Below are 12,497 nucleotides of genomic sequence, written 5' to 3'. Positions count from 1 at the left end.
CTGCTCGCCGGCGCGGTGGCGATCGTGCTCAAGCTCTATGGGATGTGGTGAGGACCATGGGACAGACTTTGCCAAAGCCCGCACTCAGGCCTTTCCTGCCGGCCGATGTGCCGATCCTCGCCGCGATCTTCACCGCCAGCATCGAGGAGCTGACCGGCGACGACTATAGCGAGGCGCAGCAGGAAGCCTGGATGGCTGCGGCGGAGGACGAGGAGTTCGGCAAGCGGCTCGCCGCCGATCTCACGCTGATCGCAACGCTCGAGGGTTCGCCCGTCGGCTTCGCCTCGCTGCGCGGCAACGATCACATCCGCATGCTCTATGTCCATCCGGCCGTGGCCGGGCAGGGCATCGCGACCATGCTGGTCGACGCGCTGGAGAAGCTCGCCGGCGGCCGCGGAGCGACGAGCCTGTCGGTCGATGCCAGCGACAACGCGCAAGGCTTCTTCGCCAAACGCGGCTACACCGCCCAGCAGCGCAACAGCGTCACCATGGGCGACGAGTGGCTCGCCAACACCACCATGAAGAAGACGCTCGGAGCGGGGCAATGAGCAAGCAGCGTCTTTATCTGTTCGACACCACGCTGCGCGATGGGGCGCAGACCAACGGCGTCGATTTCACGCTGGCCGACAAGCAGGTCATCGCGGCGATGCTCGATGATCTCGGCATCGACTATATCGAAGGCGGCTATCCCGGCGCCAACCCGCTCGACACGGAGTTCTTTGGCTCCAAGCCGAAGCTCAATCATGCGCGCTTCACCGCCTTCGGTATGACGCGGCGGGCTGGGCGCTCGGTCTCGAACGATCCGGGCGTCGCGGGCCTGTTGGAAGCGAAAGCGGATGCGATCTGCTTCGTGGCGAAGTCGTCGGCCTATCAGGTGCGCGTTGCGCTGGAGACGACCAAGGAAGAGAACCTCGCTTCGATCCGGGACAGCGTTGCCGCGGCGAAGGCAGCCGGTCGCGAGGTCATGCTCGACTGCGAGCATTTCTTCGACGGCTACAAGGAGGACCCGAGCTTTGCGCTGGCTTGCGCCAAAGCGGCCTATGAGGCCGGGGCGCGCTGGGTGGTGCTGTGCGATACCAACGGCGGCACCATGCCTGATGAGGTCGAGGCCATCGTCACCGAGGTGACCAAGCACGTTCCCGGCGATCATGTCGGCATCCACGCCCATAACGACACCGAGCAGGCGGTGGCCAATTCGCTCGCCGCGGTGCGCGCCGGAGCGCGGCAGATCCAGGGTACGCTGAACGGTCTCGGCGAGCGCTGTGGCAATGCCAATCTCTGCTCGCTGATCCCGACGCTGAAGCTGAAGAAAGGTTTTGCCGACGCGTTCGAGATCGGCGTCACGGCGGAGAAGCTGGCGACGCTCGTCAAGGTGTCGCGCACGCTCGACGACATGCTCAACCGCGTGCCGAACCGGCATGCGGCCTATGTCGGCGAGAGCGCCTTCGTCACCAAGACCGGCATCCATGCTTCCGCCGTGCTGAAGGATCCGCAGACCTATGAGCATGTACTGCCGGAACTGGTCGGCAATCACCGCAAGGTGCTGGTGTCCGACCAGGCCGGCCGCTCCAATGTCATTGCCGAGCTCGACCGTGCCGGCATTGCCTACGACAAGAGCGATCCCAAGCTGACGCGCCTCGTCGAGGAATTGAAGGAGCGCGAGGCGGCCGGCTACGCCTATGAATCAGCCAACGCTTCGTTCGAGCTCCTGGCGCGTCGCACGCTCGGCAAGGTGCCGCATTACTTCGAAGTCGAGCAGTTCGACGTCAATGTCGAGCAGCGCTATAACGCGCTCGGCGAGCGCGTCACCGTGGCGCTCGCGGTGGTCAAGGTCGACGTCGCGGGCGAGCATCTGATCTCGGCGGCCGAGGGCAACGGCCCCGTGAACGCGCTCGACGTCGCCTTGCGGAAAGATCTCGGCAAGTACCAGAAGTACATCGAGGGCTTGAAGCTGATCGATTATCGCGTGCGTATCCTCAATGGCGGCACCGGCGCGGTCACGCGCGTCCTGATCGAGAGCGAGGACGAGAACGGCGACAGCTGGACCACGGTCGGCGTCTCCCCCAACATCATCGACGCCTCGTTCCAGGCGCTGATGGATTCGGTGATCTACAAGCTCGTGAAATCGGGCGCGCCGGCGTGAGGGACGGCGGCGCTGCAAGCGCCATCATTGCGAGGAGCGAAGCGACGAAGCAAATCCAGACTGTCTCCGCGGACGCACTCTGCAATGAGGAGGGGAGGGAGCGCGGCACAATGATCGACCACATCTCCGTCGGCGTCAGCGATCTCGAGCGCGCCGCCAAATTCTACGAGGCGACGCTCGGCACCCTCGGCCTCGCGCGCCTCGTCACGCGGCCGCGAACGGTCGGCTTCGGCAAGGCCTATCCGGAGTTCTGGATCAACTTGCGCGAGGGCATGCCGCCCGTAGCCGCGGAGAGCGGTGTGCACATCTGCCTGCGGGCGAAAACCACGGCTGAAGTCGATGCGTTCCACGCCGCCGCACTATCCGCTGGCGGCGCCTCCGACGGCGCGCCCGGCATTCGCCCGCACGACCGCGTGCGCTACTACGCAGCCTTCGTCTTCGACCCCGACGGTAACCGGATCGAGGCGGTGACGTTTCCGGCAGAGTAGCGCGTTACAGCTTGCGCGCCATTTCCGGGGCGAGCTGCTTTTCCGATTCGGCCACCTGTGCCGCGGCCGCTTTCAGCTTCGGCAGGATCTCCTCGACGCGGTCGGCCTTGAGGATGTCGATTGAAAGGCCAGCGCGGATGAACTCGGTCTGGCGCATGTGCGACAGCAGCGAGAACAGCGGCTCCCAGAAATTGTCGATGTTGGCGAGCAGCACCGGCTTGGCATGACGGCCGAGCTGCTTCCAGGTCATCTGCTCGACCAGCTCCTCCAGCGTACCGACGCCGCCCGGCAGGGCCACGAAGGCGTCGGAGCGTTCGAACATCAGGCGCTTGCGCTCGTGCATATCAGGCGTGACGATCATCTCCTGCACGCGCGTCAGCGCATTCTCGCGCAGCCGCAGGAAGTCGGGGATGATGCCCGTGACGGTGCCGCCATGGTCGAGCACGGAGGTCGCGACCGCGCCCATCAGACCGAGCGAGCCGCCGCCATAGACCAAGCGGATGTTGTTTTCGGCGAGCGCCCTGCCGAACGCCTTGGCGCCTTCGGTGAAGCGGGGATTGGTTCCTGGGCCGGAGCCGCAATAGACACAGACAGTTTGGATCGTGCTCATTGTTGCCATGATGCATTGCAGCGAGGAGGCGTCAAGCCCAATCGGTGATTCGATACTCCCGGAAATCTACCGGTAAACGACGATGAACAATCAAAGATTCGCCATCTGGCGGGGTGCGCGGGCATCGGGAAGGCTCTATATGACGGACGAAAATCGTTAATCGCAGTTGCGCCCGCATCCGGCGGGCTTTCAGGCTTCTTGATGGACCAACCTCAATCGTTAGACGGCGCCGACGTTCCTGACCCTCGCGCCACAGGACCGCAGGCCGGGGCCACGCTGATCGGCACGCTGGCGCATCTGTGGCCCTATATCTGGCCGGGCGATCGTTTCGACCTAAAGATGCGGGTGGTCTGGTCGCTGGTGCTGCTGCTCGCCGCCAAGCTGATCACGCTCGCGGTGCCGTTCAGCTTCAAATGGGCGACGGATGCGCTGACCGGCGCCAACACCGCGCCGGTACAGGCCGACAACTGGCATCTCTGGGTGGTCGCCTCGCCGCTGTTGCTGACCGCGAGTTACGGCGCGATGCGCATCCTGATGGCGGTGCTGACGCAATGGCGCGACGGCATCTTCGCCCGCGTCGCCATGCATGCGGTGCGCAAGCTCGCCACCATCACCTTCATCCACATGCACGAGCTGTCGCTGCGTTTTCACCTGGAGCGCAAGACCGGTGGCCTGACGCGCGTGCTCGAGCGCGGCCGCGAGGGCATCGAGGTCATCGTGCGCATGGTGATCCTGCAGCTGATCCCGACCATTGTCGAGGTCTCGCTGCTGCTCGCGGTGCTGCTCTGGCAATTCGACTGGCGTTACGTGGTCGCCACCCTGATCACGGTCGCGCTCTACATGTACTACACCTACATCGCGACCGAGTGGCGGATCGGCATCCGCCGCAAGATGAACGATTCCGACACCGAGGCGAACACCAAGGCGATCGACTCGCTGCTCAACTACGAGACCGTGAAGTATTTCGGCGCCGAGGCGCGCGAGGCGCAGCGCTACGACAAATCGGTGGAGCGTTACGAGGAGGCGAGCATCCGCACCTACACCTCGCTCGCGGTGCTCAACACCGGGCAGGCCGTGATCTTCACCCTGGGTCTGACCGCGACCATGCTGATGTGCGCGATCGGCGTACGCAACGGCACCAACACCGTGGGCGATTTCGTGCTGATCAACGCCATGATGATCCAGCTGTACCAGCCGTTGAATTTCATGGGCATGGTCTATCGCGAGATCAAGCAGGCGATCATCGACATCGAGAAGATGTTCAACGTGCTGGGCAGAGAGGCGGAGATCAGGGATGCGCCGGACGCGAAGCCGCTGGTCATCTCCGCCGGCACGGTGCGCTTCGAGGACGTGCGCTTTGCGTACGAGCCGACACGGCCGATCCTGAAAGGCATCAGCTTCGAGGTGCCGGCCGGCAAGACCATCGCGATCGTCGGTCCGTCGGGCGCAGGCAAGTCGACCATCTCGCGGCTGCTGTTCCGCCTGTATGACGTCTCCGGCGGCAAGATCTTGATCGACGGCCAGGATATCCGCAACGTTATGCAGGCCAGCTTGCGCGCGTCGATCGGCATGGTGCCGCAAGATACCGTGCTGTTCAACGACACCATCCGCTACAACATCCGCTACGGCCGCTGGGACGCCAGCGATGCCGAGGTCGAGGAGGCGGCGCGGCTGGCGCAGATCGACCATTTCATCCGCATGGCGCCGAAGGGCTACGAGACCCAGGTCGGCGAGCGCGGCCTGAAGCTGTCCGGGGGCGAGAAGCAGCGCGTCGCGATCGCGCGCACCGTGCTGAAGGCACCGCCGATCCTGGTGCTGGACGAGGCGACGTCGGCGCTCGACACCCATACCGAGCACGAGATCCAGGGCGCGCTCGATCGCGTGGCGAAGAACCGCACCTCGCTGGTGATTGCGCACCGGCTTTCGACCATCGTCGGCGCCGACGAGATCATCGTGCTGGACCAGGGCCGCATCGCCGAACGCGGCACCCACGCGAAACTGCTCGCGCAGGGCGGCCTCTATGCCAGCATGTGGAACAGGCAGCGCGAGGCCGAGGCGGCGCGCGAGAAACTGGCCAAGATGGCCGACACCAGCACGGCGCCCAACCGGGAGCCGCCGCCGGTCGATGACACCCTGACGACGCCCGCGGCGGCGGAGTGAGCTTGTCTCCGATCCCAACTCTGGCCTAAACAAGCCCGCGCGACGACCCGCGCCATTAACCCCAAGCGGCAGATAGCGATGTCCATTCTCGATTCGATCCAGCGTCAGATTCCGCCGATCCACAAGGAGGGTTATCCCTTCATCGGCGGCTTTGCACTGGCAAGCCTGATCCTGTTCTGGCTGTGGTCGCCTCTGGGATGGATCGGCACGATCCTGACCGTGTGGTGCGCGCTGTTCTTCCGCGACCCCGTCCGCGTGACACCGGTGCGCGAGGGGCTGGTGGTGTCGCCGGCCGACGGCCGCGTCTCGATGATCACCATGGCGCTGCCGCCGGCCGAGCTCGGCCTCGGTGACCGGCCATTGCCGCGCATCTCGGTGTTCATGAGCGTGTTCAACTGTCACGTGAACCGCAGCCCGATCGCGGGCAGGGTGGATCGCATTGCCTACCGGCCCGGCCTGTTCATCAACGCCGAGCTCGACAAGGCGAGCGAAGACAATGAGCGCAACTCGCTGGTGATCACGACGTCCAATGCACGGATCGGCGTGGTCCAGATCGCAGGCCTCGTCGCCAAGCGCATCGTCTGCTTCGTCAAGGAGGGGCAGGCGATCGGTGCCGGTGAGCGCTTCGGCCTGATCCGCTTCGGCTCGCGGCTCGATGTGTACCTGCCTGTCGGCACCAAGGCGCTGGTCTCGGAAGGGCAGACCGCAATCGCCGGAGAGACCATTTTGGCCGACCTCGCCGGCGACGACCCGAGCCGCGCCTATCGCGCCAATTAACCAATAGTCGGTGCTTTGGACCCTCCGCCGCAATGGCGGAGGGGGGCGCGGCTTGCTATATCTCGCCTTAAGATAAGGACGAGCCATGACGCCCTACGACTTCAAGGATCCCGATGTCCGCCGCCGGCGGTTCCGACCGATTCCGGTGCGGATGCTGGTGCCCAACGTCATCACGCTGCTGGCGATCTGCGCCGGCTTGACCTCGATCCGACTGTCGATCGAGGGGCGGATGTCGCTCGCCGTCTATGCCATCGTGTTCGCAGCCGCGCTCGATGGCATCGACGGCCGCATCGCGCGCATGATCAAGGGTCAGTCCAAGTTCGGCGCCGAGCTCGACAGCCTCGCCGACTTCGTCAATTTCGGCGTCGCGCCCGGCCTGATGCTGTATTTCTGGCAGCTGCACGAGCTCGGCAATGCCGGCTGGATCGCCGCCATGGTGTTCGCGATCTCCGGCGGCCTGCGACTCGCGCGCTTCAACGCCACGATGGATGATCCGAACAAGCCGGCCTTCGCCGCCAATTTCTTCACCGGCGTGCCGGCGCCCGCGGGCGCGATCACGGTGCTGCTGCCGATCTACGTTGCTTTCCTCGAGCTCGGCCGGCTGCCCGCAGCGGTGACGGCGGCCTATACGCTGCTGATCGCCTTCCTGATGGTGTCGCGCCTGCCGGTGTTCTCCGGCAAGACCAAGCGCATGCGCGTCCCACCCGAACTGGTGCTGCCGGCCTTCGTCGCGGTGATCGTCTTCATCGCGCTCCTGATCGCCTATCCCTGGCATGTGCTGTCGATCGGCACGGTGCTGTATCTCCTCGCTTTGCCGCTTGGCTACAAATCCTATCGCGACCAGGCGCGCGCGATGGAAGCCACCGCGCCGTCAGGAGCCGAAGTTCCGTCGCCGCCATCGGCGCCGACGCTGGCGAATTTGTCGGAGCGGCCGCACGACGACGAACGGCCCGGACGGCTGCACTGAGCGGCCCCGCGCGGATATCTGCCATGAGGCCCGTCTGAGTTGGGTCGAAGCCTGATCTCGGCTATATCGCCCTGTGCCGGCGGCATCGCGTCAATCAGCCGCCAATCTGGGAGAGAACGCCGTGACTGATACCGCGACCGGGCCGCTGCCTGCTTCCGTCCTCGAGGCGCTGGGCCGCTACGACACGCCGACGATCTGCAATGCCATGGAGATCGTGGCGCCCGAGCGCCGGCTGATCGGCTACACCACCAAGCAACTGGTCTGTCCGTTCCCAGACCTGCCGCCGATCGTCGGCTATGCCCGCACGGTCACGATCCGTTCAGTGCTGAAATCATCGCTCCCGGCTGAAGAGCAGTCCAAGCGTCGGATCGAATATTACGAATATGTCGGCACCGGCCATGGCCCGCGCATCTCGGTGATCCAGGACATCGACGGGCCCGACGTCGGCTATGGCGCGTTCTGGGGCGAGGTGCAGAGCAACGTGCACAAGGCGCTCGGCTGCCTCGGCGTGATCACCGACGGCTCGATCCGCGACATCCCGCAATGGGCTCCGGGATTCCAGGCGCTCGCCGGCTCGATCGGCCCGTCGCATGCCTGGGTGCATGCGGAAAGCTTTGGCGGCGAAGTGCGCGTTGCCGGCATGACCGTGAAGTCCGATGATCTGATCCACGCCGACCGGCACGGCGCCATCGTGATCCCGCTCGACGTCGCCGCGAAGCTGCCGGAGGCTGCCGAACTCTGCGGCCGCCGCGAGACGCCGATCCTGGAGATCGCCCGCAGCCCCGACTTCTCGCTGGAGAAGCTGAAGGCCGCGCTGAAGCGCTCGGCGGAAATCCACTAAGCGCGTGGTTGAACGACCTACGGCCGCGACGCCGGCCGTGGGGCGCCTTGTTCCGCCAGGAACAGAGCCGCCTGGTCCGGCTCACCGAACACAGCGGCGGCGCATCCGATCAGGGTGAAGCCGCCGGCAAGGTCCCAGAGCGTGATGTCTTCGGCATTGTCCGGGAGGTGGATCAATCGCGCTGCGATCACCGCGAAGGCGGCTTCGACAAAGAGCAGGATGCTGAAGGCCGGCAGGACGAGCTCCGGCTCGAGCAGGTGGAAGGCCAGCGCCGCGGGCAGCGCAGTGAGAAGGCCGAAGAGCGTCAACATCGCGATGGCTCCCGCGATCGAGCATGCCGCCCCGCTTCAGGATAGCAATTCATCCTTCGTCCCGGATGTGGCGGAGGGCCGCAGCGGACGTGACGTCGTGGCGCGCCGGCTCATGGTTAGCGAAGTGTTGAAATTTCCCATCGCTGGACGGCAATCGCAGCGGCGCGCAGAACACTGTCCGGACTTAACCTTTACGCGGCTTTAAGGGCGGCGCTCTAGGGTTCCGGTGCGGTTCGGGGTTGGGCCGCGCCAGCGGCCAGGACGGCCGTTGTTGCGTTCGCGGTTGGAGTCTCCCATGGATATCATGACGGGCGTTGGGCTCACGGCGGGCATCATCGTCATCACCGCGATGATCCTCATGGGCGGCGACCTGCACATGTTCATTTCCGAACATGCGATGATCATCATCTTCGGCGGCTCGATTTCCGCGACCATGATCCGCTTTCCGCTTTCAGCGCTGCTGCACGGCCTTCCGCTCGGCGCCAAGTTCGCCTTCACCATGAGCCGGCTGTCGGCGCACGATCTCGTCGACGAGCTTGCCCGCATCGCCGAGATCGCCCGCAAGCAGGGCCCGGTTGGTCTCGAGAAGGTTGAGACCGACGAGCCGTTCCTCGCCAAGGGCATCCGCTACGTCGCCGACGGCTACGACCTCGACTTCATCCGCGACAATCTCGAGCGCGACCGCGACAACTTCCTGATGCACCTCGACGAGGGCAGCAAGATCTACCGCGCCATCGGCGACTGCGCCCCGGCCTTCGGCATGATCGGCACCCTGATCGGCATGGTGCAGATGTTCGCCAACATGACCGACCCCTCCAAGCTCGGCCCGTTCATGGCGACCGCGCTGCTCGCCACGCTCTACGGTGCGCTGGTTGCGAACCTGTTCTGTCTGCCCATCGCCGACAAGCTGCATGGCAAGCTGCTGGATGAAGAGACCAACCGCACCCTGATCATCGACGGCATCCTGATGATCCGCGACTCCAAAAGCCCGACCTTGGTGCGCGAAATGCTGCTGGCCTACCTGCCGGAGAAGCATCGCCACGCCGAGGGTGAACCGGTGCCGGCCTGATCGTGCGCACCAGGATTTAGGTCATGGCGAAGAAGAAACGCGGCGATGCGCATGGCGGCGGTCACGGCTGGTTCGTGACTTTCGCCGACCTCATGGGCCTCATGATGAGCTTCTTCGTGATGCTCGTCGCGTTCTCCACGCAAGACGCCAACAAGCTGAAGATCGTTGCAGGGTCCATGCGCGACGCCTTCGGCGTGCAGAGCGAAGCGCGCTACGCCGGCATCGTCGAGTCTGACGGTCTGCCGACGCGTCCGCGGCTGAAGAATGTCGATCACATTCAGCCCGAGGACGCCTCGAACACGCCGACGCCGGATCAGGAGGACCGCGACCGCACGTCGGGGGCCAAGGTCAAGGTCGACCGCAATTTCGCGCTGGCGGCGGCCTCGCTGCGCCAGGCGTTGCAGGACATGCCGGAACTGACCGAGATGTCCAAGCACATCATGTTCGAGGAGACCAAGCAGGGCCTCAACCTGGAGATCGTCGACCAGGATGGCCGCTCGATGTTCGCCGACGGCTCCAAGGTGCCCTATGACCGCACCCGCCGCCTGGTCGAGAAGCTCGCGATCCCACTCAAGGCCACGCCGCTCCGCGTTTCCATCGCCGGTCACACCGCGGCGGGCTTCGTGCCGACCCGCAGCGACTACGGCGCCTTCGATCTGTCGGCCGACCGCGCCAATGCCGTGCGCCAGATCCTCGAACGCGAGGGCCTGCCGCCGTCGCACTTTTTCGCCGTCTCGGGCAAGGCGGACACCCAGCCGCTGTTTCCGGACGATCCCTCGCTCGCCGCCAACCGGCGGGTGACCATCACGCTGATGCGCGAAGATCCGCCGCTGCCGCCGAATCTGAAGCCGTGAGCATGATCCGCACCCGAAGGGCCTCGTTTGCGCAAAGTAGGCACCGGTTTTCCCGACGAGATCATGCTCGGAAAATAGGCCCCTTGCGTTACCATCTTACCTGAGGCATGTCGTCGCGCAGGCGATGAACGTTGCTGCGGCGTCACAGCTTCTGTCCCGGTGCCTGCTATGGTGGAGGCCGATTGACAGGCGCGCGGGAAGCGTCAAAAGGCGCCGGATCAAATTCAGGGACCAAGCGTTTTCCACCCTCATGACGGCGAGCATCACATCGACCGAGACTCAGGATGTGCAACCGGTCACATCAGGCTTTTGGGCCCTTACGCTCGGGAGCATCGGCGTCGTCTTCGGCGATATCGGCACCTCGCCGCTCTATGCTTTCCACGAGGCGGTCAGGGGCGCGGCCCATGGCGAGCCGGTCTCACGCGTCATCGTGCTCGGCGTGCTCTCGCTGATCCTGTGGGCACTGCTGATCGTCGTCACCGCGAAATATGTCCTGCTGTTGCTGCGCGCCGACAATAACGGGGAGGGCGGCACGCTCTCGCTGATGGCGCTCGGCCAGCGCGCGCTCGGGCGGCGGAGCTGGTTCCTGCTCGCGCTGGGCGTGGTCGGCGCCTCGATGTTCATCGGCGATTCCATGATCACGCCGGCGATATCGGTACTCTCGGCGGTCGAAGGCCTGAAGCTCGCAACTCCCGCGCTCGAGCACTATGTCGTGCCGCTCACCGTCCTCATTCTGGTGGCGCTGTTCGCGGTCCAGAGCAAGGGGACCGCACTGGTCGCCTCGGCATTCGGGCCGGTGATGGTGGTCTGGTTCACGGCCATCGCCGTGATGGGGGCCGTCCATATCGTCGATGACCCCTCCGTGCTGGCGGCGATCAATCCCTATTACGCGGTGCAGTTCGTGCTGTCACACGGCACGATCGGCCTCGTGACACTCGGCGCCGTGTTCCTGGCGGTGACGGGGGGCGAGGCGCTGTACGCCGATCTCGGCCATTTCGGCCGCAAGCCGATCCAGTCGGCCTGGATGTTCTTCGTGTTGCCCGCGCTCCTGATCAACTATTTCGGGCAGGGGGCGCTGGTGCTGTCCGATCCCAGCGCGATCGAGCATTCCTTCTATCGCATGGTGCCCGAGAAGCTGGTGCTGCCGTTGGTCGGGCTTGCGACGGCCGCAACCGTGATCGCGAGCCAAGCGGTGATCACCGGCGCCTATTCGCTGGTCTATCAGGCCGTGCAGCTCGGCCTCCTGCCGCGTTTCGAGGTGCGTTACACCTCCGAATCCCATGCCGGCCAGATCTATCTGCCGCGTGTCAACCGCTTGCTGCTGATCGGCGTGATGCTGCTGGTGCTGCTGTTCCACACCCCCAGCAATCTGGCCTCGGCCTACGGCATTGCGGTCTCAACCACCATGGTCGCCGACGGCATCATGGGCTTCGTCGTGATCTGGAAATTGTGGAATTGGCGTGCGGCGGCGGCCGCGGCCGTCATCATGCCCTTCGTTGTCGTCGATTTGAGCTTCTTCAGCGCCAATCTACTCAAGCTGCTCGAGGGCGCCTGGGTGCCGCTGCTGTTTGGCGCGGCAATGGCTGGGACGATCTGGACCTGGCGCAAGGGCTCTGGAATTCTGATGCAGAAGACGCGACGGATCGAGGTGCCGCTGGACGATCTGATCCGCAGCCTGGAGAAGCGGCCGCCGCACATCGTCAAGGGCACCGCCGTATTCCTGACCAGCGATCCCGCTTTCGTGCCGACCGCGCTCCTGCACAATCTCAAGCACAACAAGGTGCTGCATGAGCACAACGTGATCCTGACCATCGAGACCGCGCATACGCCGCGGGTCGATCTGTCGGAGCGATTCAGGATGGAAAAGATCAGCGACAAGTTTTCCAAGGTCCGCTTGCGCTTCGGCTTCATGGAGCAGCCGAACGTGCCCAAGGCGCTCGCGATCGCGCGCAAGCAGGGCTGGCAGTTCGACATCATGTCGACCTCCTTCTTCGTGTCGCGAAGGTCGCTGAAAGCCTCGGCGCAGTCGGGCATGCCGCTCTGGCAGGATCACCTATTCATCGCGCTGAGCCGGTCGGCCAACGATGCAACCGACTATTTCCAGATTCCCACCGGGCGGGTGGTTGAAGTCGGAACCCAAGTCACTATTTGAACGCAACTGGTGAATCCATGCAAAATTAGCATGGCTAGGGCCCGAAATCGGGCTAGGCTATGCCGGCAGCGCAGGACTATAAGCCGCGCGCTTTTCCGCCGTTGTGCCGTGAAGCATTGTCGAGG

At 64.7% G+C, this 12,497-nt stretch carries 12 protein-coding genes; 10 read left to right on the top strand and 2 right to left on the bottom strand.

Annotated features, from left to right (window positions below):
• The first annotated feature begins 56 nt into the window (after positions 1-56).
• The 3 genes from P6U27_RS21870 (at position 57) to P6U27_RS21860 (ending at position 2,631) form a co-directional block, all read left to right on the top strand.
• Entirely contained in the window at positions 57-548 is a 492-nt protein-coding gene (locus P6U27_RS21870; protein WP_164936832.1) for a GNAT family N-acetyltransferase, read from the top strand.
• The gene (gene cimA / locus P6U27_RS21865) at positions 545-2,143 is read left to right on the top strand and encodes a citramalate synthase (protein ID WP_407122101.1); all 1,599 of its coding nucleotides are present in this window, start codon (positions 545-547) and stop codon (positions 2,141-2,143) included. Before P6U27_RS21870 ends, cimA begins: the two co-directional genes overlap by 4 nt.
• A 110-nt stretch (positions 2,144-2,253) precedes the next feature.
• Positions 2,254-2,631 (top strand): VOC family protein, encoded by a 378-nt coding sequence (locus tag P6U27_RS21860; protein WP_122403840.1) that lies wholly within the window; start codon positions 2,254-2,256, stop codon positions 2,629-2,631.
• A gap of 4 nt (positions 2,632-2,635) precedes the next feature.
• On the opposite strand, the gene P6U27_RS21855 is transcribed toward P6U27_RS21860, so the two are convergent.
• Complete coding sequence (locus P6U27_RS21855) at positions 2,636-3,241, bottom strand: TIGR00730 family Rossman fold protein (RefSeq protein WP_162500329.1); 606 nt, start codon at positions 3,239-3,241, stop codon at positions 2,636-2,638.
• A gap of 201 nt (positions 3,242-3,442) precedes the next feature.
• On the opposite strand from P6U27_RS21855, the gene P6U27_RS21850 reads away from it, so the two are divergent.
• The 4 genes from P6U27_RS21850 to P6U27_RS21835 all read left to right on the top strand — a co-directional run bounded on the left by P6U27_RS21850 (position 3,443) and on the right by P6U27_RS21835 (position 7,986).
• Complete coding sequence (locus P6U27_RS21850; protein WP_407192577.1) at positions 3,443-5,401, top strand: ABCB family ABC transporter ATP-binding protein/permease; 1,959 nt, start codon at positions 3,443-3,445, stop codon at positions 5,399-5,401.
• Positions 5,402-5,479: 78 nt separating this feature from the next.
• The gene (locus P6U27_RS21845) at positions 5,480-6,178 is read left to right on the top strand and encodes a phosphatidylserine decarboxylase (protein ID WP_407192576.1); all 699 of its coding nucleotides are present in this window, start codon (positions 5,480-5,482) and stop codon (positions 6,176-6,178) included.
• Positions 6,179-6,263: 85 nt separating this feature from the next.
• A complete protein-coding gene (locus P6U27_RS21840; protein WP_122403836.1) occupies positions 6,264-7,145 on the top strand; it encodes a phosphatidylcholine/phosphatidylserine synthase in 882 nt (293 codons plus the stop codon).
• A 121-nt stretch (positions 7,146-7,266) separates the two neighbouring features.
• Positions 7,267-7,986, top strand: coding sequence for an RraA family protein (locus P6U27_RS21835; RefSeq protein ID WP_407192575.1), 720 nt, complete (start codon positions 7,267-7,269; stop codon positions 7,984-7,986).
• A 17-nt stretch (positions 7,987-8,003) separates the two neighbouring features.
• On the opposite strand, the gene P6U27_RS21830 is transcribed toward P6U27_RS21835, so the two are convergent.
• A complete protein-coding gene (locus tag P6U27_RS21830; RefSeq protein ID WP_122403834.1) occupies positions 8,004-8,297 on the bottom strand; it encodes a hypothetical protein in 294 nt (97 codons plus the stop codon).
• Between the two features lie 295 nt (positions 8,298-8,592).
• On the opposite strand from P6U27_RS21830, the gene P6U27_RS21825 reads away from it, so the two are divergent.
• The 3 genes from P6U27_RS21825 to P6U27_RS21815 all read left to right on the top strand — a co-directional run bounded on the left by P6U27_RS21825 (position 8,593) and on the right by P6U27_RS21815 (position 12,372).
• Positions 8,593-9,366: a motility protein A gene (locus tag P6U27_RS21825; RefSeq protein ID WP_080138159.1), complete on the top strand. Its 774-nt coding sequence runs from the start codon at positions 8,593-8,595 to the stop codon at positions 9,364-9,366.
• A 23-nt stretch (positions 9,367-9,389) separates the two neighbouring features.
• The gene (locus P6U27_RS21820) at positions 9,390-10,220 is read left to right on the top strand and encodes a flagellar motor protein MotB (RefSeq protein ID WP_122403833.1); all 831 of its coding nucleotides are present in this window, start codon (positions 9,390-9,392) and stop codon (positions 10,218-10,220) included.
• 250 nt (positions 10,221-10,470) lie between these two features.
• Positions 10,471-12,372, top strand: coding sequence for a potassium transporter Kup (locus P6U27_RS21815; RefSeq protein WP_407192574.1), 1,902 nt, complete (start codon positions 10,471-10,473; stop codon positions 12,370-12,372).
• Positions 12,373-12,497 lie beyond the last annotated feature (125 nt).

Source organism: Bradyrhizobium sp. STM 3566 (genome assembly GCF_045571445.1).
Lineage (GTDB): Bacteria > Pseudomonadota > Alphaproteobacteria > Rhizobiales > Xanthobacteraceae > Bradyrhizobium > Bradyrhizobium vignae.
Note: the sequence above shows the minus strand (reverse complement) of the source record. Positions and strands in the feature narration are given on the sequence as shown.

Bases quoted from the DNA above. Each gene is read 5' to 3' on its own strand.
- P6U27_RS21870 (WP_164936832.1), top strand. From the start codon at position 57: ATGGGACAGACTTTGCCAAAGCCCGCACTCAGGCCTTTCCTGCCGGCC.
- cimA (WP_407122101.1), top strand. From the start codon at position 545: ATGAGCAAGCAGCGTCTTTATCTGTTCGACACCACGCTGCGCGATGGG.
- P6U27_RS21860 (WP_122403840.1), top strand. From the start codon at position 2,254: ATGATCGACCACATCTCCGTCGGCGTCAGCGATCTCGAGCGCGCCGCC.
- P6U27_RS21855 (WP_162500329.1), bottom strand. From the start codon at position 3,241: ATGAGCACGATCCAAACTGTCTGTGTCTATTGCGGCTCCGGCCCAGGA.
- P6U27_RS21850 (WP_407192577.1), top strand. From the start codon at position 3,443: ATGGACCAACCTCAATCGTTAGACGGCGCCGACGTTCCTGACCCTCGC.
- P6U27_RS21845 (WP_407192576.1), top strand. From the start codon at position 5,480: ATGTCCATTCTCGATTCGATCCAGCGTCAGATTCCGCCGATCCACAAG.
- P6U27_RS21840 (WP_122403836.1), top strand. From the start codon at position 6,264: ATGACGCCCTACGACTTCAAGGATCCCGATGTCCGCCGCCGGCGGTTC.
- P6U27_RS21830 (WP_122403834.1), bottom strand. From the start codon at position 8,297: ATGTTGACGCTCTTCGGCCTTCTCACTGCGCTGCCCGCGGCGCTGGCC.
- P6U27_RS21825 (WP_080138159.1), top strand. From the start codon at position 8,593: ATGGATATCATGACGGGCGTTGGGCTCACGGCGGGCATCATCGTCATC.
- P6U27_RS21820 (WP_122403833.1), top strand. From the start codon at position 9,390: ATGGCGAAGAAGAAACGCGGCGATGCGCATGGCGGCGGTCACGGCTGG.
- P6U27_RS21815 (WP_407192574.1), top strand. From the start codon at position 10,471: ATGACGGCGAGCATCACATCGACCGAGACTCAGGATGTGCAACCGGTC.